This is a genomic window from Croceitalea sp. W27 (genome assembly GCF_055693185.1).
The window spans coordinates 407,302-432,314 of the sequence record NZ_CM146327.1 but is presented as its reverse complement, the minus strand read 5'-3'; the positions used below and the strand labels follow the sequence as shown (position 1 = coordinate 432,314).

The following is a 25,013-nucleotide window of genomic DNA, read 5'->3' as shown; positions in this document are numbered from 1 at the left end:
TAAAGCTAGTGAAATCATGAGTTGAAGTTTTTAATTTGAGAATCAATCAAAAAACAAATCATCTCATGTCTTCAAAAAACAAGCGCTTGTTGTGCGCATTGGCTACCGTTTTTGGTGGTTTTTCACTTTTATTGTTTACAACAATTACCAAAGATATTTTATTCAAGAACCTTAGTTTGTGTTCTTCAACAGGTCTAGAGCTAGTATTTGGCAGCTTTACCATGTTTACTGCTGCTGTTACGGCAGGGTTTATAACCTCGCTTATCGTAGTTCGAAAAACACATTTGCCCCATATTCTTTTATCTTTAGGGGTTCTGGCAAAAATGTCGATAATGGTAAATTGCTCTTACCTAACGGGTGCTTTCCTTTTTGAGCTAGGCGTAAATTCGTCATTGATTCTGGGATTATGGTTAGGAAATTATAGTGCTTTAAAGTTTCCTTTGGCCCCTGTTTCGTAATCACTTCTTAACGAAAAAACATTCGTATTTTTGTGGTCCGTTTATGTTAATCAAATTTGAAATTCATTTTTATACCATAAAAATATGAGTCAGTATGATGTGGCCGTTATCGGTTCTGGACCTGGAGGTTATGTAGCAGCAATTAGATGTGCCCAATTGGGTATGAAAACTGCAATTATAGAAAAATATGCAACCCTTGGCGGTACCTGCCTTAACGTGGGTTGTATTCCTTCAAAGGCCTTGCTGGATTCATCGCACCATTATGAAGATGCGGTAAAACATTTTGAAGAGCATGGTATTGAAATTCCCGGAGAGGTAAAAATCAACCTTGAGAAAATGATTGGTCGTAAGCAGGCGGTTGTTGACCAAACTACTAAGGGAATTGAGTTTTTAATGAGCAAAAACAAGATTGATGTTTTTCAAGGATTAGGTAGTTTTAAAGACGCTACTCATATTGAGATAGCAAAGTCAGATGGCAAGAAGGAAACTATAGAAGCTAAAAACACCATTATTGCAACTGGTTCTAAACCTTCGACATTGCCTTTTATTAAAATTGACAAGGAGCGAATTATTACATCCACAGAAGCTTTATCGTTAAAAGAGATTCCTAAACATATGGTGGTTATTGGTGGAGGGGTTATCGGTTTAGAGCTTGGTCAAGTTTATAAGCGACTTGGCGCAGATGTTACCGTTGTTGAGTATATGGACAGAATAATACCAGGAATGGATGCCGCACTTTCAAAAGAACTTATGAAAGTGATGAAAAAGCAAAAGGTGAAATTCAATCTTTCGCATAAGGTGAAATCTGTTGAACGTAAAGGAGATGAAGTTATCATCAAAGCTGATGATAAAAAGGGCCAAGAGGTTGAATTTAAGGCTGATTACTGTTTGGTTTCGGTCGGGAGACGTCCATATACCGATGGATTGAATGCAGAGGCTGCTGGAGTCAATTTAGACGAAAGAGGAAGAATAGCGGTAAACGAGCATCTTCAGACCAACGTACCTAATATATATGCAATTGGTGATGTAGTGCGCGGTGCAATGCTTGCCCATAAGGCAGAGGAGGAAGGAACCTTGGTCGCTGAGGTTTTGGCAGGTCAAAAACCACATATCAATTATAATCTTATACCTGGCGTGGTATACACTTGGCCAGAAGTTGCTGCGGTTGGTAAAACTGAAGAGGAACTGAAAGAAGCAGGAGTCGCTTATAAATCTGGTCAGTTTCCTATGCGCGCCTTAGGTAGGGCTAGAGCCAGCATGGATATTGATGGTTTTGTAAAAATATTGGCAGACGCCTCTACAGACGAGGTTCTAGGTGTTCACATGATCGGGGCACGTTGTGCAGATTTAATAACGGAAGCGGTTACCGCAATGGAGTTTAGGGCTTCTGCCGAGGATATAGCTCGTATGAGCCATGCACACCCTACCTACGCAGAAGCGGTAAAAGAAGCAGCTCTGGCGGCAACCGATAATCGCGCTTTACACGTGTAGTTTTATTGATTACGATTAACCTCTAGTTCTTGAAAGAAGACTACGTAGTTTGAATAATAAATTTTTCGAACTGGAATAAGCTGCTGTTAAAAGAGAAGACGTCTCTCTTTTGAGCGTATTGGTCATAAAACCTAATTGATACTTTATTTCTGTTTCATGTTTTGCATATTTTAGAGCAAGAAATGTACAGGCAAGCATAAAGGCAACTGCTCCAAACACTACTGTAAAAGGATTTAGGGAGTGATGCAAGAAGCGATACAATCCAAGGCCCGTAAAGCTTCCGTATAGAATAACAAAATGTATTACATAAATGCTCAGGGTATTCGCACCAACTTTTAGTATGGTTTCATTCGTCATCATCCCTCTAAAAATCATGAAAATAGCGAATACTATGAATACATCTCCCAGACGAATAAATAGATAGTTATTTAGTTCAATAAGTTTGAATAGCTCGATTCCTGTTTGCTCAAAAAGAAAAACAAATCCATCTGAAGAAGTAAAAATCAAAAGCAGACCTAAAACAGCGGCTATTGAAATAGCTTTTGGGTAAAAACGCTTTACTTCTTTGAACTTTAAAAATAAAATAGATATAAACCCACCCAATGTCGTATAACCTAGCCAAGGTATTATGGTAAATACGGAACCATTTGACTTAGTAAAATAATTAGCGATTGCATTTGGTAAGAAAGCGAATGTCCATTGTTTGTAAAAGGGTTCGAACAAGAACAATATCAAGGTGATGCCAAACAAAATAGCGGGAAATAAATAAGCGTTTTTCTTGGATGACAAGAGGTAGATGCCAATAATCGCTATTAGCGATAGCCCAATACAATGCAATACGTCTACTAAATAAAATGCATCGTAAACCTCCCCAACGAAGAGCCCAAAAAGATTTAATCTTAGTAAATAACCGATGCATATGAGCTGTAGGCCTCTTTTTAAACCCTTTTTAATTCTTGGGTTCTGCAAACCATCACCTTTGGCTCTAATCAAGAGATAGGTGAAGATGAATCCGGATACCGTAAAGAAAACGGGTGCAGTAATGCCTCTAAAATAGCGCCATGTTGTATAGAATAGATTATTAGGATCTCTAAACAAGGTATCTAAAAGTCCATCAATAAAATGGCCTTGGAGCATCATTAAAATGGCCCAAGCTCTCATGGCATCGATAAAAAAAAGTCTATTTGAGTTTGCTCTCATCTTTACGATTGACATCCTATATACTTGCAAAACAGCTCTTTCGGATGTTTTGCGTTGCAAAATTAACCAAAATAAGACCAAAAGAACTGTTTTTGCGGTATTTTAGCTGAATAACAAAAGATTCGTATTTATGGCTAAGATTTTAGCATTTGCTGGCAGCAATTCTTCAACATCCATCAACTATAAGCTTGTAAAATATACTATTTCATTAATCGAAGAGCACCAAATTCAGAAAGTGAACATGGCAAAGCTACCTTTTCCCATGTATAGTTCAGATTATGAGAAAAAACATGGATATTCGAATTCACTAGTAGAGCTTAAGGGAGATATTGAAAAAGCAGATGGTGTGATACTTTCAGTAAATGAGCATAATAGTAATCCCTCGGCCTTTTTTAAGAACGTGTTAGATTGGTTATCTCGTGTAGATAGAAATTTTTTGAACGGCACTAAGGTGCTACTTATGGCGACTTCTCCCGGTAAAGGCGGAGCAAAATACGCTTTGGAAGTTATCAATCAAATGTTACCAAGATTTGGAGCAGAAATTATAGTAACTTATTCGTTACCTAGTTTTTCTGAGAATTTTGATGAAGATAAAGGAATATTGGATTCAGAATTAGCTACAATGCACACCTCGGCAGTACAAAACTTTTTAGCCTCACTTTAAAACGATCTCCATTTGCGTAAGACGCATACTTTTTCGGTTAAAGAAATTGCAAAATTCAAGAAAAACCTTCTTTTTTGGTCTAAAACATACGAAGAAGTTATTTTTCTTGACAGCAATTCACACAAAGATGCCTACGGTTCTTTTGATGCATTATTAGCTGTTGATGCAAACTATGTATTAAGTTCTAATTCAAATTCGTTTAACAAACTCAAGCTTGCGCAAGTAGAGAAGAAAGATTGGTTGTTCGGCTACCTGTCTTATGATTTAAAAAATGAGTTAGAGATCTTAGAATCAAATAATTATGATGGACTATCTTTTCCCGAACTTTATTTTTTTCAACCTAAAAAGCTTATCCTCTTAAAGGATAATACTGTTCAATTTCTTTATGTAAAAAGTATTTCAGACGAGATAGAAAGGGATTTTAATACGATTCTCAATTTCATTCCAGAAAAGGAAGATGATGGAGAAACCAATATTAAAATTAGAATGCGCATCCATAAAGATGCTTATCACAGAAAAGCCAATATGTTCTTGAAACATATTCAACGTGGCGATGTCTATGAAGCTAATTTTTGTCAAGAGTTTTATGCAGAGAATACAGCAATTGAACCAACAGCTACTTTTTTAAGGTTAAATGACATTTCTGCCCCGCCCTTTGCGAGTTTTTTGAGGTTTAATAACAACTACCTGCTATCTGCATCACCTGAGCGATATATAAAGAAAATAGGCAGCAAAGTAATATCTCAACCTATAAAAGGTACCGCTGCGCGTTGCGATGATAGCATGAAAGATAATATGCTAAAGATAAATTTGGAAAAAGACCCCAAAGAGCGTTCAGAGAATATTATGATTACAGATTTGGTCAGAAATGATTTGTCAATATTGGCTAAAAAAGGGACAGTTGAAGTGGCCGAGCTGTGCAAAGTGTATTCTTTTAAACAGGTTCATCAAATGATTTCGACGATTACAGCTGTTGTAGATGAGCATGTAAACCCAGTAGAGCTCATAAAGACTACGTTTCCTATGGGGAGTATGACCGGAGCTCCTAAAATTGCCGCCTTAGAAATTATTGAAAGGTTAGAAGAAACCAAAAGAGGACTATATAGCGGCGCAGTTGGGTATTTTTCTCCTGATGGTGACTTTGACTTTAATGTTGTTATCAGAAGTATTCTTTATAACAGTGCCAAGCGTTACGTTTCTTACTCCGTTGGAAGTGCCATTACGGCAAAATCAGAACCCGAAAAAGAGTATCAAGAATGCTTACTTAAGGCTAAGGCCATGCGAAAGGTGCTTGAAAGCAATTGATATGCTTAATTTTGAATTGTGTTAGCAAACTTTAAATCACATATCGAGCTTACTTTTCCCTTTTTAAAAGAAACCAAATTTCTTTTGGCGTGCAGCGGTGGATTGGATAGTGTAGTGTTATCTTACTTATTACGTGAATTGAATTTCGATTTTGGATTGGCGCATTGCAACTTTAATTTAAGGGGTGATGAAAGTAATCAAGATATGGACTTTGTAGAGAAGCTGGCCGTTCAGCTTATGGTTCCTTTCTATTCAAAAAGCTTTGATACCGAATACGAAATGCAACAAAGAGGTGGCTCCGTTCAAATGGTGGCAAGAAACCTGCGTTATGAATGGTTCCAAGACCTATTGAAAACTGAGGGCTATGAGTATGTAATAACGGCCCATCACGCTGATGACGCCTTGGAGACTTTTTTAATAAACTTATCTCGCGGAACAGGCATAGGTGGTCTAACCGGTATTCCCCATCAAAATGAAAAAATAATTCGGCCTTTGCTGCCCTTTTCGCAATCTGAAATAGTGAAATATGCATCTTCAAATGAGATTAAATGGAGGGAAGATAGCAGTAATGCGAGCACCAAATATTTAAGAAATCAAATCAGGCATAAGATTGTGCCAGAGTTAAAAGAAACAAATACTAATTTTTTAAACAATTTTTTAAGTACCCAAGATAAGCTTCTAGATTCGTCTTCAATTCTAGATGATGTCAAGGTAAAATTGCAAAAGGATTTGTTTTTAAAGGAGGATGATAAAATCAAAATCTCCATCGAAAAATTGAATAAATTAAGGCCATTAAGGGCATACTTGCATTTATTGTTCAATGAATTTGGATTTACCACATGGAAAGATGTACAGCATCTTTTGCAAGCTAGTAGCGGAAAAGAAATCATATCGGAAGACTTTCGATTACTAAAAGATAGAAAGCATCTTTTTTTGACTCCAATTAGAAATGAAGACCTGAAAAGTTACTTGATTCCGTCTTTCACGAATTCAACTGAGATTCCGTTAAAACTAGAAATCGAAGAAGTTTCAAGTCTTTCCGAAACGGGCAAGAATATTCTGTATGCCGATATGGAAAAGTTAAAATTACCGTTATTGTTAAGGAAGTGGAAAAATGGCGACTATTTTTATCCTTTAGGTATGAAGGGCAAAAAGAAGTTGTCGAAGTACTTTAAAGACGAAAAAGTAAATCTCTTAGCCAAGAATGAGCAATGGCTATTAAGTTCTAATGAAAACATCGTTTGGGTGATTGGCAGAAGAGCCGATGAAAGATTCAAAGTCACGCCCAAAACAAAACGAATAGTGAAAATTACATGGCACAGTTAAAAAGATTAAGTGTTTTTATAGTACTGTTTATTTCTGGTTTAGCGTTTGCACAATCGGATGATACTCCTGCGATTTGGAACCATGAGGTAAAGAAAATATCAGACACGGAATATGAACTCATATTTTCTGCAGATATTTATAAAGAATGGTATATCTACTCGCTTTATACTGCCGAAGGAGGTTCAATGCCAAGTGAGTTTGATTTTATAGGTGCTGGTGTTGATTATGAACTTATTGGAAAAACGGTAGAAGGCAAGACCTATAAAAAATATACTGAGGTATTTGATGTAGAAGAAACATTTTTTAAAGAGAAAGCGCTTTTTAAGCAAAAAATACGACTCCTTAAACCCGATTTAAAGCAAATTTCGATAACTCTTAATTATCAGATTTGCAAAACCGTTTGTTTGTTACAACAAGAGGTATTTGAAATTTCTTTAGATGGAAATACATTTATTGCCAGCGAACAGAAGCTTGATGCACGTAGCTTAGCGATGACCGAAGCCTTACAACTTGATTTAAAGAATAAGGAGCTTTTAAATTCTGACAACAAAAATGGTTCTTCATCAGATTCTGGGGTTTGGATGGTTTTTGGACTCGGCTTTTTAGGCGGATTAATAGCGCTGTTGACACCATGTGTTTTTCCACTTATACCCTTGACGGTTTCTTATTTTACCAAACAGTCTAAAAACAAGTCAAAAGGAATAACAAATGCCGTATTGTACGGTTTATTCATTGTATTGATTTATTTTCTACTGAGCTTACCATTTCATTTGTTTGATTCTGTAGATTCTCAAATACTAAACACTATAGCAACCAATATTTGGCTTAACTTATTTTTCTTTATAATTTTTGTGTTTTTTGCCTTTTCGTTTTTCGGTTATTATGAACTTACCTTACCCAGTTCTTGGGCAAATAAAATGGACGCCGCTTCTACTAAGGTTGGTGGTGTTTTTGGAATATTTTTTATGGCCTTGACCTTGGCCATAGTTTCATTTTCGTGCACAGGGCCTATTCTAGGAGGTCTTTTAGGAAGCACAGCTCTTGCACAAGGAAGCGTTGCTACAAACCTTTCTTTTGGCATGACCGGTTTTGGTTTAGCATTGGCATTACCATTTGCATTATTTGCGTTGTTTCCCGCATGGTTGAATTCATTGCCTAAATCAGGAGGATGGATGACAACTGTTAAAGTCGTTCTTGGTTTTTTGGAGTTGGCATTGGCGTTTAAGTTTTTGTCTAACGCTGATTTAGTGGGCAATTGGGGAATATTTAAAAGAGAGATTTTCTTAGGAATATGGATTGTTTTATTTGTTCTACTTGCACTATATCTGTTTGGAATATTGCGTTTTCCACATGATGGCCCAAAGCAAAAACTAAAATTGGGTAGAAAACTAACAGGAATAGTAAGTGCTGCTTTTGCTGTATATCTTGCTTTGGGTTTAGCAAATGTGGTTAACTTAAAATTGTTGAGCGGTTTTCCTCCACCAGATTTTTATAGTGTAGTTGAAACCGAATCTGATTGTCCTCTAGGACTGGACTGTTTTAAGGATTTTGAAGAAGGAATGGCCCATGCCAAAACTAATAGCAAACCTGTGCTTCTGGATTTTACGGGCTGGGCCTGTGTGAACTGTCGAAAAATGGAAGAAAATGTTTGGAGCGACTCAAAAATTTACAATCTGTTAAAAGATGATTATGTATTGATCTCACTCTATGTAGATGACAGAAAACAGCTTTCAGAGGAACAACGGTTTGATTTTCAATATGCATCTGGCAGGATAAAAACTATTGAAACAGTAGGGCAAAAGTGGGGTACCTTTCAAACAATTAATTTTAATGCAGCTTCACAACCATATTATGTTCTACTTTCACCAGATTTAGAGGTTTTAAACTCCGCTATCCAATACACAGATATTGAAACCTACGAGGCTTGGTTGAAAAGGGGCCTCGAAAGACATCTGCTTTCTAAGCATTGATATGGTGTTGCTTTAAAGAATATGACTTAACTTTAAGGCACAACTAACTTAACTTTTCCATGAGAATATTAAAGAAAGTACTATTGGTACTACTGACTTTGTTGGTACTATTTGGTATTGCATCCCTCTTCTTTATAAATTCTTTAAAGCCTGATTATGAGGGCGTAAAAGAATTAAATATGCTATCGGCTGAGGTAAATGTGCATTACGACACGTACGGCATACCTCATATATATGCCGAGACCGAAGAAGACGCCTTTAGGTCATTAGGCTATGTGCATGCCCAAGATCGACTGTGGCAAATGGAACTCCTTCGCAGAGTAGGTAAAGGGGGGTTGTCAGAAGTGTTTGGGAAAGACCTGGTCACTACTGACCAATTCTTCCTCTCCCTTGGCATTGATGAACATACCAACAAGACAGTGGCCGCTTTGGATAAGAATAGTGAAATGGTCATATTGTCCGAAGCTTATTTAGACGGTATAAATGCATTTATAACTGACGGGCCTACACCCATTGAGTTTTACCTAACAGGTATAGATAAAACTCCTTTTTCGTTAGAAGATATTTATAATGCAGTGGGTTATATGGCTTTTAGTTTTGCTATGGCACATAAGACAGACCCTTTGTTGACCGATATTCGAAATCAATTAGGCGAGGAGTATAGTAATGATTTGATAACTAACTCTAACAAAGATTCTGTTTGGATTAAAAACTACAATAAAAAAATAGCTGATAGCATCCCTAGTACCATAACAGCAAGCGTTACAGAAGCATTGGAAAAACTACCTATTCCGCAGTTTGTAGGCAGTAATAGTTGGGTTTTAGCGCCGGATAAAACAAAAAACGGCAAAGTAATTCTAGCAAATGACCCCCATATTGGTTTTGCTCAACCTTCGGTTTGGTATGAGGCACATCTAAGCACTCCAACTTATGAAAAATATGGGTATCATATGGCGGGTATTCCCTTTCCACTTTTAGGACATGATAGAAATTTAGCTTATGGCCTCACCATGTTTGAAAATGATGATATTGATTTTTATTATGAAGAAACCAATCCGGAGGACAGTACGCAATATAAAACCGAATCTGGCTGGAAATCATACGAGTACGTTTCAAAAACAATAAAAGTAAAAGATGAGTCAGATGTTGTTTTCGAATATAAGAATACAAGACATGGTCCTGTATTGAATAATATTGCAAATCAAATAAATGGGGAACGACCTGTTGCCATGTCATGGGTTTATACTAAGATAGAGAATGAAGTTATGGATGCGCTTTATGGAATAAGCCATGCCAAAAATATCGGTGAATTTTCTAAAGCCTTACCAAAGATCCATGCGCCAGGACTAAATGTAATGTACGGCGACGCTAAGGGTAATGTAGCTTGGTGGGCTACCGCGAAGTTATATCAGATGCCAGATAGCGTTTCGACAAAATTTATTCTTGATGGTACTTCAGGTAAACAAGAACCGCTACGTTTTTTAGATTTTTCAGAAAACCCTCAGGCGATAAATCCACCTTGGAACTATGTCTACTCTGCTAACAACCAGCCCGATTCAATTGCAGGAATGCTCTATCCAGGATACTACTTGCCAGAAAATAGAGCGAAACGTATAGTTACACTTTTAGATGAAAAGGATGATTGGGACAAAGAAGCAGTAAGTAAAATGATATTAGATGTTACTTCTTCAGTTAACCCGGAGATTGTAACGGAATTTGGAAAATTTGTTGATGTCTCAAGTTTTTCAGAAGAACAATTGATACAACTTGACGCACTTAAAAATTGGAAAGGGAATTATCCGTTAGAAAGTGTTAGTGCTACCATATACCATAGGAGCTTGTATTATGCGCTTAAGAATACTTTTGAAGATGAGTTGGGTGAAGAAAAATTTAAACAATTTTTAGGAACCCATATCTTAAAGCGGCATATTGCTAATGGTACACGCAACAAAGAAGGTATTTGGTGGGATAATATTAACACAAAAGATAGAAAGGAAACTCGAGGCGATATTGCGCTGAAATCATTTGCAGAAGCTTGGCAATCGCTAGAAAATGATTTTGGACCAGACCCTTCTAAATGGACATGGGATAGGGTACATACCATTGAGCATGGTCATCCGATAGGACAGGTAGCCGCTTTGCGCAAATATTTTAATGTAGGTCCATTTCCAATTCATGGAACAAGGGAAGTAATTAATAATATGGCTTTTCCCTATGATAGTACTGGTTTTTATAAAGTTAGCTCTGGACCATCGACAAGACGCATAATAGATTTCTCGGATATAGAGAATAGTATAAGTATTTTACCCACAGGGCAGTCAGGCAATCCCTTTAGCAAATACTATAAAGATCAGGCAGAAATGTTTGTTAAGGGCGAGTTTAGAAAAATGATGATGAATAAGGAAGAGATTTTAAAGAATTCTACGGCTAAATTAAGCCTAGTTCCAAATAAGTAAGAATTATATACTTGTTCACTGTTTTATTTTTTTGAAGAATGTTTTCGTAACTTCAATCTGCTAATTCAATTAATTATATGTATTACTTTCAAATCTCTAAGATATGGTATAAGATCTTAGTTTCTTTGATACCTATTTTTAGGAAGCGTATACATAAGAAAGTATTTTTTAGCATTCTTCTTTTCACGACTTTTTTTTATGCTAGTTCACAAGATTTTAGTGGTATTTCGGCTAATTATCAAAATAGCTCTTTGCTGGATATAATCAATAGTATTGAAGACAAAACCGACTATAAGTTTTTCTATATCGATAATTGGCTAAAAAAAGATAGTTTAACCATTTCGTTTAATAATAAGAACCTAGGAGAGGTTCTTGATATTGTTTTGTCGACAACGCCACTTAACTATTACATTTTAGAAGAAGAGAAAAGAATAATTCTTTTAGAGAACAATATTGTTTATGACGAATTGCCGAAAAACTTTTTTGGTTCTGCAGGGGAGGTTGTTACATCCAAGGTAAATACAATGCCGAGCAGAAACTTTTCTCCTATTTTCTTTGATGATAACATTAAACAAAACAGCGAGTTATTTAAAATTATTAAAATAGGAAAAGCGAATGTAACTGAATCGGCTAACAGTTATGTTTTATCAGGTAAGGTAATTAATTCAAATACCGGAGAGGTTATTCCAGATTTAGCAATTCGCATTTCAAATTCTAATAAAGTCGCTATTACTAATGCTAAAGGAGAATATTCCTTACTGTTGCCAGCTGGTTATAATGCTCTATTTGCTAGTGCAATGGGTATTGAAGATGCAAAACGAGAGATTGTTATGTACTCGGACGGAGAACTCAATTGGGCATTGAAGGAGGGCTTAGAGCGTTTAGAGGAGGTTGTAGTAGAGGCAGATGCAGCAAGTAACGTCGAGGATGCTATGACAGGTAGTGAGCAAATTGATTCAGAGAAATCTAAAAACATACCTCTCGTTCTTGGAGAGCGCGATATTTTACAAGTTGCAAAAGCCATGCCTGGTATTTCATCAGCTGGCGAAGGAGCTACTGGCCTTAATGTCAGAGGAGGAAAAACAGATCAAAACCTAGTTTTACTTGATGATGCAGTTATTTATAACCCCACCCACTTCTTTGGTATTTTTCAGGCTTTAAATCCTTTTACTACTAAAGGTGTTGATATTTATAAAGGTAGTATGCCTGTTGAATTTGGGGGGCGGCTTTCTTCTGTATTCGATATCAAAACTAAAAATGGAAATGTCGAAAAGCTTGCTGGGGAAGGATCAATAGGTCCTGTCACCGGAAATTTGGCTTTAGAGGTTCCTCTAGAGAAAGACAAATCATCACTTATAGTGGGTGCTAGGGGCGCATATGCAGATTGGATACTAAAATCTTTGGATGAAGAGTCACTAAGGGATAGCGAAGCTTCATTTTTTGATGGGATTATTAAATATTACAATAAGATAGATCCTGAGAACGAAATCATGGCTTCGGGTTATTTTAGTAGGGATAATTTTAGTATTACATCAGACTCTTTGTACAATTATAGCAATCGTCTTTTTTCAATTAGATGGAACAGACGAGTAAGTGTTAGAACAAATGGTTCTCTTTTTGTAGGGAATAGTGATTATCGTTTTGGGATTGATTTTGACGGCGAATCAAACAATGATTTTGAATTGGACTATAGTATTAATGAAACTGCTTTAAAATTTAAAATGCAGACTATTGTTAATGACAATAACACTATTAACTATGGCCTGTCAACCAAATATTATTCAGTAAACCCTGGTAGAATTGAACCTTCAGGAGATAATTCAGATGTAGCCACGAGGATAATTCCGAAAGAGCAGGCCCTAGAAGGTGCTATTTTTATAGGTGATGAAATAAAAATCAGCGATAGGTTTTTGGTTGATTTAGGCCTGCGATATGCTTTTTTTGCAGCTTTAGGCGAGGCCTCTCAACGTCGTTATAATGAGAACCAACCTAGGAATGAGTCAACGGTAAGAGATACAGTTGCTTATAGTAGTGGAGAAATCATCAAAACTTACGGAGGACCCGAGTTAAGATTATCGGCACGTTATCTGATAACTCCAGATTTATCAATCAAAGTTAGCGTGAACAACTCGTATCAGTTTTTACACACACTATCAAACAATACAACAGTTTCACCAATTGACACTTGGAAATTAAGTGATTTGAATATTGAGGGGCAGAGAGGATACCAAGCATCTTTAGGTATCTATAAAAATTTAAAGGAGAATGAATATGAACTAAGTCTAGAAGGTTATTATAGACTAATGGAGAATGTTTTGGATTTTAAAACAGGAGCAAATCTTTTTTTAAATGAAAATGTTGAGACTGAAGTATTACAAGGTGATGGTAAAGCATATGGTATTGAGCTTTTGCTTAAGAAGAACAGAGGTAAGTTAAATGGTTGGTTAGGCTATACCTATTCGAGATCTTTATATCGTTTTGATAGCGATTTTAATGAAGAGCGAATTAATGGGGGTGAATTTTTCCCTTCTAATTTTGATAAACCTCATGATGTGAGCTTAATTGCCAATTATAAACTTACAAGGCGCTATAGTTTTTCCGCAAATTTTGTGTATCAAACAGGTAGGCCAGTTACTTTCCCTATTGGCACTTTTCGTTTTAATAATGCAGATTTTGTGGCATTCAGTAACAGAAATCAATTTAGGATTCCTGACTATTATAGACTTGACTTAGGTGTAAATATTGATGGTAACCACAAAAAGAATAAGTTTGCGCACAGTTTTTGGACCGTCTCAGTATATAATGTTTTTGGGAGAAATAATCCATATTCCGTATTTTTTATAACGGATAACGGAGAAGTTAAAGCTTTGCAGAGTTCAATTTTTGCAATTCCTATACCATCAATAACCTATAATTTTAGATTTTAATAGTCGTCTATTTGAAAGTTCATCATCAATATATTACTTTTTTTAGCTTTATAGTTTTGATGATTATGAATGCTTGTGTGGAGCCATTTGATATAACAGAAGTCAATCAGGTAAAAGATGCTCTGGTAGTTGATGCAAGACTTAATACAAGAAATGAAAGACAAGTAATATTTCTTTCCAGAACATTTGATTTTGAGGCAAAAAATCCTAAAACAGAGACTAAGGCAAATGTACTTGTAAGGGATGATACCGGATTTATTGTTAACTTTTTTGAAGTAGAACCCGGAAAATATGAATCTATAGAAACAATGCAGTTGGTTTCTAGTAGACAATACCAATTGGAAATCAATACAATTGATGGTAAAAAATATATACCAGATTTCGAAGAAGTCCCGGAAAATATTGGTATAGATGAACTCGAAGCAAGAAGGATAACCAATAATTCAGAAATAGAAGGGGTATCCATTCTGGTTAGTAATGCTAACAGTTCTCCTTCACCAAATTACTTTAGATATGAGTTTGAAGAAGCATATAAAATAATAGCGCCTGAGTATAATCCATTTGATTGGGATGAAGTAGATTACGATTTTTTCTGTGAAGATGATGATGGTTGGGAAGTTACGGTCGCATCTAGAACCGAATCTGCTCAAGTATGTTATTCAGTTGATAATTCTAATGAACTAATTTTAGCATCTACCGAAGATTTAAATTCCAATGCTTTAGAAGATTTTGAAGTACGTTTTTTAAGTAGGGATAATTATAGAATAGCTCATAGATATAGCATTCTGGTAAAACAATACCATCATAGCGCGAATGCAGCTTTTTTTTATGAATCATTGAATGATTTTTCTAGTAATGAAAGTATTTTCAGTAATACCCAGACGGGTTTAATACAGGGTAATATTAAGACGTCTGATGAGAGTACCTTAGTTCTGGGTTTTTTTGAGATTAGCTCATACAGCGAAAAAAGATTGTTCTTTAGCTATGAAGATCTTTTTCCTCAAGAAGAGCTGCCTCCTTATATTATTAATTGCTTCATAACTGGCAAACCGGCTCTTTATCCCGAAGGTTTTCATGCTACGGTGATAAATGGTAAAGTTGTACTTGATGGAAATGATAGTTCTCCACTTATTGAAGGCATATTGTCAGGTGCTTTTGGCTATCATGCGGATAATGAAAATTATACTCAGGTTGATAGTAATGGAGATATAGACAGGGCCCCGTATTTAATTAAAGCTAAAGGATGCGTTGATTGCAGGGTATTTGGAGAAAATATTATGCCAGAATATTGGATAGATTAGTTTATGTTAAAAAAAGTTGTTTTACTGTTTTTGGGTTTGGTAACTCTAAGTTGCATTGACGAAGTTTCTTTCGAAATAACCTCAAATAGTGCTGTAGATGATATTTTGGTAGTAGAAGCGACTTTAACAAATGAATTAAAAAAACATAGAATAGTGTTAAGCCGAATTGATACAATTCTTGATTTAGAATTAGACTCAAATTTTAGTCAATTTGGTACAATAAGAACGAATATGCCTGACTTAATTAAATATGAAGAAAATGCGCAGATTATAATTAATGATGACTCTGGGACCCAATATAATTTTTTTGAGATAACCCCTGGAATTTATGAATCCGAGACAACGTTTTCCGCTAATCCAAATAAAAAATATGTTTTGAGGATAAATACTTCTAACGGGCAAGGTTTTACATCTACGGAGGCTGGTATTTCAGGTACATCGCAGATTCAAGAATTATATGCAGAAAAAATTGTTAGAGATAACGGCGTTGAAGGTATTGGTGTTTTTGTAGACAGTGGAGGTATAGATGGAGATTCTCAAAACCTTAGATTTTCTTACAATGAAACATCTAAAATAATAGCACCCAATTGGTCTCCATACAAGTTTAAACTATCTAATTACGACCCATGTGCCTTACCTGTACCTACTTATGATTTAGAAATAATTGATCAAGAAGAAGAAACCCAAATTTGTTATAGAACCGATGTTTCGAATTCAATTTTACAGGCACAACTTTCTAACCTTAATAATACAGGACTAAAGAAGTTTATGGTTAGATTTTTGGATAAGAATAGCTTTCTAATAGCGCATAGATATAGTATCGAAGTAATTCAATTTGTTACTAGTGCGGAATCATTTGGGTTTTATGAAAAGTTAAACAACTTTAGCCAAAGCGGAAATATCTTTTCTCAGGTCCAACCGGGTTTTTTAAATGGAAATTTAATTTCTGATGATGGAAACCCAAATACAGTTATAGGCCTATTTGATGTTGTATTTAGTTCAAAAAAGCGTTTGTTTTTTAATTATGATGATTTTTACCCTAATGAAGAACTTCCTCCGCTTCCGTTCAATTGTACTGAGCAATCCTCGAACGAATCCCATCGTTCCTATTGCGCTACAGGTCCTGATGGGGGTAGCTCTTGCCCGCTTTCTATTATTGAACAATTAGATTTAGATCTAATTACTTTTGTTGGAAGTAATGATGGGACTATTGGAGATTGTCCAGGGCCTTACACTTTCGTTCCAAAGATTTGTGGAGATTGCAGAGTGCTTGGGAGTAATGTACTACCTGATTTTTGGGAAGAGTAAACTATTGATATGAAAAAGTTCTTAGTAATCATAGCTATTATATTAGCACAAAACGGTTTTTCTCAGTATATAGTAAATGATGGGACTGAATTGCTAAGTCTACAAAATCTACCCCAGGAAAAAATATATGTACATCATACAGCTCCCGTAGTCTTTACAGGCGAATATGTTTTTTACAAAGTGTATTGTCAAAACACGCAAAATAATAGATTGAGCGCTATTAGTTCTTTAGTATACCTTAGTTTAATTAATGAATCTGGAGAAGCTATTTTTAAAAATAAGCTTAAACTCTATAGAGGGATGGCTTCAGGAGACTTTTTCTTAACTACTTCAATTCCTTCAGGCAATTATAAATTGATTGCTTATACACAATGGATGCTAAATAATGGATTGAAACAAATATTTAAAGATGATATTGTAGTAATTAACCCTTATTTATCAGACCAAGGAGCATTGCTTGATAGACCTCAACCCTTGAAAGTTGATGAACCGATTAAATCAGTAGCCTACAAAAAAAATGTTCACTCTTCTAACAATAGTATTTTTGAGATAAAAACAAATAAGACCTCTTTTTTATCGAGAGCGAAAGTAACATTAGAACTAAAAAACTTCAAGGGCAAGCTCGGACATGGTAATTATTCTCTGGCTATTCAAAAAAAATGTGATTTTGAAAACTTGGGGCATTTAACATCGGAAGATTATGCGGAACAGTTTTTAAAGGCTGATAAAACAATAAATAAAAGCGTAGGAGATAGCATATTTCTACCCGAACAAAGAGGTGAATTATTTTTTGGACAGCTGTTAGATAAAAAAACAAAACAGCCAGCCCCTGATAAGAATGTAGTTATTTCTATTCCAGGAAAAGAGTATTTATTAAAAGTCGCCGTAACCAACGCAGACGGAAATTTTTATACATATTTTAAAAGGGACTATAAAAACTCGAATGTAATAGTTCAAGTTATTGATGAAGGAGATTTTGAAGTGATTATCAAAAAAAAATCCAGTTTAGACTTTTCTAAATTAAGTGTTTCAAATTTTAGCTTAGACAAAAAATATAGAAAACTAATTGAAAAAAGAAGTATCTATAATCAAATACAAAACAATTTTTTCAGCATCATGCCCGATTCTATTTTACCTAAAGATGCTATTGATATTTTTGATGGAGGCACTCCAAAAATATATAAGCTAAATGATTATACTCGTTTCCCAACACTCCAAGAAACTTTCGTTGAAATATTGAATAACGTAGGGTACAGAAGTGCTGGGGATTATATAAGAGTCGCCCAAGAATTTTTAAAGGTAAATGTCGAATACAACGATTTTCCGGCTATTGTTTTAATTGATGGTGTTTTCATACCCCAACATTCAAAGATTAAAGATTTTGATGCAGATTTAATAGATAATATCAAAGTCCTTCAAGACAGGTTGGTACTTGGCTCAAAACAATATCAGGGATTAGTAGCGATAGAAACATTAAATGGTGATTTTTTTAATAATTATAGCAATGATAATACAAGTATTAGTGATTTAGAATTCTCTAGAAAGCAAAAAAACTATTATAAGCATAAATACTCAACTGATAATAGAATGAATCGAATTCCTGATTATCGCGATATTTTATTATGGCTACCTAATATTTCTATAACGGATAATAGTTTTTCAGAGGAGTTTTTTACTTCAGATATTAAGGGAGAGTTTGAGATTATTTTAGAAGGATTTACAACATATGGCAAGCCAGTTTCGCTTAAAAAAACAATATTTGTTGAATAAGAAGCTCGATTTACTCTAAAGGCCATATTTTAATTATATAAATACTTGCGATGCTTATTAAAGTTTTTGGAAGCGCCGTATTCGGCGTTGAAGCGACTACAATTACAGTTGAAGTTAACGTGGATAAAGGAATAGGCTATCATCTTGTTGGCCTGCCAGATAATGCGATTAAAGAAAGTAATTATAGAATAGCTGCCGCTTTGCAGAATAATGGCTATAAGATTCCTGGTAAAAAGATCACCATTAACATGGCTCCTGCCGATTTGAGAAAGGAGGGATCAGCTTACGATTTAACGCTTGCTTTAGGAATTTTAGCTGCTTCAAATCAAATTAAGTCAGAAGATATAGAAAAGTACCTTATCATGGGAGAACTTTCATTAGATGGGAGCTTACAACCTATAAAAGGGGCATTACCTATCGCGATTAAGGCGCAAGAAGAAGGTTACAAGGGTTTTATCCTTCCTTTACAAAATGCAAAAGAGGCAGCTATAGTAAGTGATTTAGAGGTGTATGGAGTTGAGAATATAAAAGAAGTAATTGACTTTTTTGATACACAAAAACCTTTGGAACAGACCATTATTGATACTAGGGCAGAGTTCTATAAAAGCTTAGATTTTCCTGAGTTTGACTTTTCTGATGTCAAAGGTCAAGAAAGTATAAAACGCTGTATGGAGATTGCAGCAGCTGGCGGACATAATATTATTTTAATAGGACCTCCTGGAGCTGGAAAAACGATGCTGGCTAAAAGGCTTCCATCAATTCTTCCCCCGATGACTTTACATGAAGCTTTGGAAACCACCAAAATTCATAGTGTCGTTGGTAAGATCAAGAATATGGGCTTAATGAGTCAGCGCCCATTTCGCTCCCCGCACCATACGATTTCAGATGTTGCGCTTGTTGGTGGTGGGGCTTATCCGCAACCTGGTGAAATATCGCTTTCACACAATGGCGTTTTGTTCTTAGATGAATTACCTGAATTTAAAAGGGGCGTATTAGAAGTAATGCGCCAGCCTTTGGAGGATAGGGAAGTGACCATTTCAAGGGCTCGATTTACTGTAACCTACCCCAGCAGTTTTATGTTGGTTGCTAGTATGAACCCAAGTCCTGGCGGGTATTTTAATGACCCAGATGCACCGGTTACATCTTCCCCAGCTGAAATGCAGCGCTACCTTAGCAAAATATCTGGGCCTTTATTGGATAGAATAGATATTCATATTGAAGTGACTCCGGTTCCGTTCGATAAATTATCCGAAGAGCGAAAAGGGGAGGGTAGTGTTGAAATAAGAAAACGGGTTACCGCAGCTCGGGAATTACAGACTATACGGTTTGCTAAACTTGAAAATGTGCATTACAATGCACAAATGAATACGAAACAGATCCGCGAGCATTGTAAGTTGGATGAAACCTCAAAAGAGCTTTTAAAAAATGCTATGGAACGCCTAAATCTTTCTGCGAGGGCTTATGACCGTATTTTAAAAGTAGCGCGTACGATAGGTGATTTAGCTGGTGATGAAAACCTGAATGGAAATCATATCAGTGAAGCTATTCAATATCGTAGTCTCGATAGAGAGGGTTGGTTGGGGTGAAAGTTTATCCTACCATCTTGATATTGGCTCGCAATCCTTCAATGATTCCTTGTATGTTTTTCACGGTATCTAACAAATAGTACTTAATGACCACGTGTGGTATACGAATAGTTGTAAATCCGTTTTTAAAAGAGTGCATTGCCTGTTCTAAATCGTTAATAGCCTGATCATGGGTAATCATTTCATAATCAGTATCTATTTCAATATTTAATTTTACCCTTGAAATGGCGATATCAACAGATTTCTTGCCATCCCACCATTCTAACATCGGATTTACTCCGGCCTCCTTTAAGGCATAGAACAATTGAATTGCCTCAATTGGGGTTCCGTTGTCTAAAATAACTCTTTTAATAAGCTTGGTGTGTCTTGAGCATAATTCTACTCCTAGAGAATCCATGGAGTTTTTGTGCTCGTCATAGCCGATGTTTTTGTCACAATCTTTACAGGTCATGTTAAGTAGGTCGTTTGGTATTAATATTAAGATTTGGGATTAGTATAACCTTATCTTTTTCACTTTATTATTTTAAATCGATGTATGACACACAACTTTTAGACGAACGGTTATTTTTTAGATAAACGGTAAACAGAAATGTTAAAATTGTGGTGAAACTCTAGTTGAATATGATTCTTTTTCTGCTATCTTGAATTTAATTTCAATACCAACCTTTTATAATGTTTAAGAAAATCGGTCCAGGAGTTTTAATCGCTGCAGCTTTTATTGGTCCGGGTACAATTACGGCATGCTCGATAGCTGGTGTCGGTTTTGGCTATGCGCTACTCTGGGCAATGTTTCTATCTATTTTGGCAACGATGGCTTTGCAAGAAATGGCCGCTCGCCTAGGAGTTGTAAGCCAAAAAGGACTTGCACTGGTAATAAGGGAGCAACTAAAGTCAAAATGGATCAGAATAGCAGTTTTAATGATTATTATAGGGGCTATTCTCATTGGTAATACAGCCTATGAGGCCGGTAACATTGGTGGTGCAACATTGGGCATGACCGCCTTATTCGGTAATAAGTACTCGGTATACTATCCTTTTATTGTTGGTTTTTTGGCCTTTGCCTTGCTATGGATGGGTAGTTATAAGGTTCTTGAAAAAGTTTTTGTGGGATTAATTTTTCTAATGAGCCTTTCTTTTATCGTTACTGCGATAATCACCCAGCCAGATGTTTCCCTGATTTTAAAGGGTTTATTTCTTCCTACCTTTCCTGAGGAAGGCCTTTTAACAATCATTGCGCTGGTCGGAACGACGGTGGTTCCCTATAATTTATTTTTACATGCCTCTTTGGTGAACGAAAAATGGAAATCTAAAGACGATTTAAGAAGTGTAAGATGGGATACCATAGTATCGATTGCCATAGGTGGGTTTATCTCGATGACAATAATTATTGCTGCTGCGGCTATACCATCTAAAGAAATAGTTGGTGCTTTGGACCTAGCAAAAGGTTTAGAGCCTTTATTTGGTAATGCTGCAAAGTATTTTATGGGTGTCGGGCTTTTTGCTGCCGGTATTACCTCGGCAATAACAGCGCCACTCGCAGCAGCCTATGTAGCCAACAATTGTTTTGGATGGGATGCGGACTTAAAAGATTGGAAATTTCGTTTGGTATGGATTTTAATTTTAGGAGTGGGAGTGTTGAGTCTTTCCTTAAAAATAAAGCCAATAGAAATCATACAATTTGCGCAAATTGCTAATGGCACTTTACTTCCTGTGATAGCTATTTTGTTGGTATGGATAGTAAATAAAAATGAAGTGATGGGAAAGTATCGTAATAATTATATCCAAAATATCATTGGGTTTACAATAATTGTTCTTTCAATTCTTCTTGGGGCAAAAAGTATTTTTAAAGTATTCGACCTGTTTTGAATGAATCATAAAGTTATAGATATCAATTGCGATGTTGGCGAGGGGATAGGCAATGAGCCGATTTTATTGCCATTAATATCTTCATGTAATATAGCCTGTGGAGGGCATGCAGGTAACGAAAAGACGATAAGCGAAATTGTTAAGTTAGCAAAAAAGTATAAGGTTAAGGTGGGTGCGCACCCAAGTTATCCTGACAAAGAGAATTTTGGTAGAAAAGTCATTGATATAGCTGATGAAGATCTTAAAATAAGTATCCGAAAACAGATTTATACATTTCTTAAAGTGGCCGAATCAGAGCAGGCAAAAATGAATCATATAAAGCCACACGGAGCTTTATATAATGAGTTGATGTCAAATTTGCCATTGGTACATACTTTTTTAGAGGCAATAAAAGGTTTTAAAAACAACACATTTTTATATGTGCCCTATAACTCTGTTGTTGCAAAAGAAGCTGTAAGGCAAGGTTTCAAAATAAAGTATGAAGCGTTTTGTGATAGAAGCTACAATGATGACTTAACACTGGTATCACGAAAAGAAAAAAATGCCTTAATAACAAGTCCTAAGAGTGTTTTGAATCATATTTTGAGATTAATTGAGGATAAAAGCGTTAAAACGATATCCGGGAGTTTCAAAAGAATAAGAGCGGATACATTTTGTGTTCATGGAGATACTCCGGAAGCTATTGAAATATTAACGTATCTTTCCAATGAATTACCGAAGAAAAGTATTGAAATAGGCAAGTGAAGAGTTATCCGATTACATTAAAAGAGTTTGGCAGAAAAGGTATTCTCATAGAATGGCCAAATGAAGTTGAAGAAGCTATTCTTGATGATATCATTCGTTTTAAGTCAATTTTAGAAGAAGAGTTAAATGATAATATAGAACTTGTTCCTGCGTATAACTCTATTGCCATAATCTCAAACAATGGTGATTTTGAGTTTGAGAAGCTAAAAAAAGAACTACTTCAACTTTACAAAACAAATAAGGCTACTTTAAGAACACAAAGAACGCTCTGGAAACTACCGGTTTGTTATGACACTGAATTTGGGATTGACCTAGAGGAAGTTGCCCTCAACTTAAAAATGACGAGTTCTGAACTAATAGAAATACATTCTTCAAACGAGTATAGGGTATTTGGTATAGGCTTTTTACCGGGGTTTATGTATTTGGGAGGACTTCCGAAGCACATAGAAACCAAAAGAAAAGAAACCCCAAGATTAAAGGTGGCTAAAGGTGCTGTAGGTTTGGCAGGTAAACAAACGGGCATTTATCCACAAGAATCCCCAGGGGGGTGGAATATTATTGGTAATTGCCCAATCCCAATTTTTAATGCAAATGCAGAAAAACCATGTTTTGTAAGTGTTGGAGACAAGATAAAATTTGAATCGATCACCCGTGCCGAATATGAACTGCATAAAATTGAAGGCGAAGTGGGTATTTATAAACCAGAGAAAATTTTGTTGGATGCTTAAAGTATTAAAACCTGGTTTTTTTACTACTGTGCAAGACTGTGGCAGGTTTGGATATCGTGATAAGGGAGTACCGGTTTCGGGTGCTATGGATATGATTTCGGTCTCTAGGCTTAACGCTTTATTAGAAAATAAAGCTTGTGCCTCGGTTCTTGAAATTACCATGACAGGCCCAACACTTTTGTTTGAAAACGACACCTATATTGCATTGGCAGGGGCCTTGCTTTCTCCTACATTGAATAATGAACCAATAGATAACTACAAGGTATACAAGGTCGTTAAAGGTGATATTTTGTCCTATGGAAGGTTAGAGAAAGGATTCAGAAGTTATTTGGCTGTAAAAGAAGGGTTTAAAGCACCTTCTATACTAGGCAGTATGTCACAATATTACCCATTAACGGATACCAAATGTATTTCTGAATTTCAAGAAATAAATTTTGAAGAATGTACTTCTTTTGAACCAAAAATTTCTGAATTGAAAATGGATACTTATTTGGATTTTGATTATTTAGAAGTTTTTAAGGCTCCGGAATATGATATGCTAAATGACGGCCAATTAACTGCTCTTTTTTCAAAAGAATTTTCAATTTCAAAAGAGAATAATCGAATGGCCTATCAATTAAATGAGACAATTGAAGGACATTCTACGACAATCTTGACTTCTGCTACGCAGCCGGGGACGATACAATTAACCCCAGCAGGTAAGCTTATTATTTTAATGAAAGATGGTCAAACAACAGGGGGATATCCGCGAATATTACAATTAAGTGAAGAGGCGATTTGTGTACTGGCCCAGAAAAAATCAACCGACAAGCTAATTTTTAAAATGGTTTAGACTTTAAAATAGACCTCTTCAAAAGGTATGCGAAAGCGTTCACCATAAATTCCTTTTTCATCTCGTATGCCGCATCCGATGACCATATTGATTTCTGCACCTATTGGCAATCCTAATAGTTTTTTAACTCGCAAGGTGTCACTGCCCTCCATAGGGCAAGTATCATAGCCAATTGAAGCCATACTCATCATAAAATTTTGAGCTGCTAATCCAGCACTTTTATGAGCTACAATCCGCATGTCTGAATTTCTTACTTGCCGGTATGTGGGTTTTAAGAGTCCTGCCACTTGAAAGACAGTATATTTTACCCATCCCAGTATTCCCAAAAAGTCGGTATAAACCGTAGGAATTAGTTTCGTATAATAGGCCAAGGCAAATTTGTCCCGTTTGGTATATTCTATCTTAGGCTTGTTGTTTAATGAGCTCTTTATAAAGGTTGCATTTGCTTTTGCCCTTTTTCGCCATAAATCTTTTCTGGTAACGACCACAACCATCTGTTTAGAATACTTTGCGGCGTTTTGACCCAAACAGGCAGGCACCATTTTTTTAAGTATTGTCTTGTCAACGATATGGTAAAACTCCCATAATTGGAGGTTACTACTGGTTGGGGCTAAAGTTGCATTATGTATACAAGTTCTTACTTTTTCAGTATCCAATTCGATATCTTCTTTAAAAATGCGAATCGAACGTCTGTAATTGATGGCTTCAGAAACTGTTTTTTCCATAGAGCGTAAATATATTAATTACAAGTGATTGTGTTTTAGTAATTTTTTACGTACTCTTGAAGTATGATAACAAAAAACACACTTTTAAATGTGGTCATTATTATCCCAGAGATGGGTTGATACGGACTTTGTTATATGTAAAAAGCCTGTATCTAACCGATACAGGCTTTTTTTATGCGCTTAATAAAATAAATGAATGTGGTATTTTAAATCGATTTAAATAACTGAAAAACAAGTTATTAAGCAAATTATTTTTTAAATGACTTTAGACGATATCTTACTGTTAAAATATTGAGGTATTTGAAACAATTATTTTTGAATACTAAAGTATTTTCAACGCTTTTGAACATTTTGAA

19 protein-coding genes are annotated in these 25,013 nt (G+C 35.7%); 16 read left to right on the top strand and 3 right to left on the bottom strand.

From position 1 onward, the window contains the following. Positions 1–65 precede the first annotated feature (65 nt). Positions 66–458 (top strand): hypothetical protein, encoded by a 393-nt coding sequence (locus ACZ1GR_RS02005; protein WP_472610593.1) that lies wholly within the window; start codon positions 66–68, stop codon positions 456–458. An 84-nt stretch (positions 459–542) separates the two neighbouring features. After that, complete coding sequence (lpdA, locus tag ACZ1GR_RS02000; protein WP_472610592.1) at positions 543–1,949, top strand: dihydrolipoyl dehydrogenase; 1,407 nt, start codon at positions 543–545, stop codon at positions 1,947–1,949. Positions 1,950–1,964: 15 nt separating this feature from the next. Here lpdA and ACZ1GR_RS01995 read toward each other — a convergent pair whose 3' ends face one another. Beyond that, the gene (locus ACZ1GR_RS01995; protein ID WP_472610591.1) at positions 1,965–3,149 is read right to left on the bottom strand and encodes an acyltransferase family protein; all 1,185 of its coding nucleotides are present in this window, start codon (positions 3,147–3,149) and stop codon (positions 1,965–1,967) included. 130 nt (positions 3,150–3,279) lie between these two features. Here ACZ1GR_RS01995 and ACZ1GR_RS01990 point away from each other — a divergent pair, with 130 nt between their 5' ends. From ACZ1GR_RS01990 to ACZ1GR_RS01945, 10 genes are all read left to right on the top strand, one after another. Then, entirely contained in the window at positions 3,280–3,813 is a 534-nt protein-coding gene (locus ACZ1GR_RS01990) for an NADPH-dependent FMN reductase (RefSeq protein ID WP_472610590.1), read from the top strand. A 12-nt stretch (positions 3,814–3,825) separates the two neighbouring features. Beyond that, positions 3,826–5,118 carry an anthranilate synthase component I family protein gene (locus ACZ1GR_RS01985; RefSeq protein ID WP_472610589.1) on the top strand — a complete coding sequence of 431 codons (1,293 nt, stop codon included), beginning with the start codon at positions 3,826–3,828 and terminating at the stop codon, positions 5,116–5,118. 18 nt (positions 5,119–5,136) lie between these two features. Next, entirely contained in the window at positions 5,137–6,444 is a 1,308-nt protein-coding gene (tilS, locus tag ACZ1GR_RS01980; RefSeq protein WP_472610588.1) for a tRNA lysidine(34) synthetase TilS, read from the top strand. Then, entirely contained in the window at positions 6,432–8,414 is a 1,983-nt protein-coding gene (locus ACZ1GR_RS01975; RefSeq protein ID WP_472610587.1) for a protein-disulfide reductase DsbD family protein, read from the top strand. Before tilS ends, ACZ1GR_RS01975 begins: the two co-directional genes overlap by 13 nt. Before the next feature lie 59 nt (positions 8,415–8,473). Beyond that, positions 8,474–10,870, top strand: a complete 2,397-nt coding sequence (locus ACZ1GR_RS01970) for a penicillin acylase family protein (RefSeq protein WP_472610586.1) — start codon at positions 8,474–8,476, stop codon at positions 10,868–10,870. Positions 10,871–10,947: 77 nt separating this feature from the next. Beyond that, positions 10,948–13,797: a TonB-dependent receptor gene (locus tag ACZ1GR_RS01965; protein WP_472610585.1), complete on the top strand. Its 2,850-nt coding sequence runs from the start codon at positions 10,948–10,950 to the stop codon at positions 13,795–13,797. Between the two features lie 11 nt (positions 13,798–13,808). Further along, on the top strand, positions 13,809–15,098 hold the full coding sequence (locus ACZ1GR_RS01960) for a DUF4249 domain-containing protein (RefSeq protein WP_472610584.1): 1,290 nt from the start codon (positions 13,809–13,811) through the stop codon (positions 15,096–15,098). A 3-nt stretch (positions 15,099–15,101) separates the two neighbouring features. Further along, positions 15,102–16,406, top strand: a complete 1,305-nt coding sequence (locus ACZ1GR_RS01955) for a DUF4249 domain-containing protein (protein ID WP_472610583.1) — start codon at positions 15,102–15,104, stop codon at positions 16,404–16,406. Positions 16,407–16,415: 9 nt separating this feature from the next. Continuing rightward, positions 16,416–18,176 (top strand): hypothetical protein, encoded by a 1,761-nt coding sequence (locus tag ACZ1GR_RS01950; protein ID WP_472610582.1) that lies wholly within the window; start codon positions 16,416–16,418, stop codon positions 18,174–18,176. Positions 18,177–18,226: 50 nt separating this feature from the next. Further along, positions 18,227–19,762: a YifB family Mg chelatase-like AAA ATPase gene (locus tag ACZ1GR_RS01945; protein ID WP_472610581.1), complete on the top strand. Its 1,536-nt coding sequence runs from the start codon at positions 18,227–18,229 to the stop codon at positions 19,760–19,762. Positions 19,763–19,766: 4 nt separating this feature from the next. Here ACZ1GR_RS01945 and ACZ1GR_RS01940 read toward each other — a convergent pair whose 3' ends face one another. Then, positions 19,767–20,213, bottom strand: coding sequence for a hypothetical protein (locus tag ACZ1GR_RS01940; protein ID WP_377766272.1), 447 nt, complete (start codon positions 20,211–20,213; stop codon positions 19,767–19,769). A 221-nt stretch (positions 20,214–20,434) separates the two neighbouring features. On the opposite strand from ACZ1GR_RS01940, the gene ACZ1GR_RS01935 reads away from it, so the two are divergent. The 4 genes from ACZ1GR_RS01935 to ACZ1GR_RS01920 are packed head-to-tail and all read left to right on the top strand — an operon-like array spanning position 20,435 to position 23,932. Then, complete coding sequence (locus ACZ1GR_RS01935; protein ID WP_472610580.1) at positions 20,435–21,628, top strand: Nramp family divalent metal transporter; 1,194 nt, start codon at positions 20,435–20,437, stop codon at positions 21,626–21,628. Next, positions 21,629–22,372 carry a 5-oxoprolinase subunit PxpA gene (gene pxpA, locus ACZ1GR_RS01930; RefSeq protein WP_472610579.1) on the top strand — a complete coding sequence of 248 codons (744 nt, stop codon included), beginning with the start codon at positions 21,629–21,631 and terminating at the stop codon, positions 22,370–22,372. Further along, a complete protein-coding gene (gene pxpB, locus ACZ1GR_RS01925) occupies positions 22,369–23,100 on the top strand; it encodes a 5-oxoprolinase subunit PxpB (RefSeq protein WP_472610578.1) in 732 nt (243 codons plus the stop codon). The genes pxpA and pxpB overlap by 4 nt, the downstream gene beginning before the upstream one ends. Beyond that, entirely contained in the window at positions 23,093–23,932 is an 840-nt protein-coding gene (locus tag ACZ1GR_RS01920; RefSeq protein WP_472610577.1) for a 5-oxoprolinase subunit C family protein, read from the top strand. The genes pxpB and ACZ1GR_RS01920 overlap by 8 nt, the downstream gene beginning before the upstream one ends. On the opposite strand, the gene ACZ1GR_RS01915 is transcribed toward ACZ1GR_RS01920, so the two are convergent. Further along, entirely contained in the window at positions 23,929–24,657 is a 729-nt protein-coding gene (locus ACZ1GR_RS01915) for a nitroreductase family protein (RefSeq protein WP_472610576.1), read from the bottom strand. The two genes, ACZ1GR_RS01920 and ACZ1GR_RS01915, sit on opposite strands and share 4 nt — an antisense overlap. Positions 24,658–25,013 lie beyond the last annotated feature (356 nt).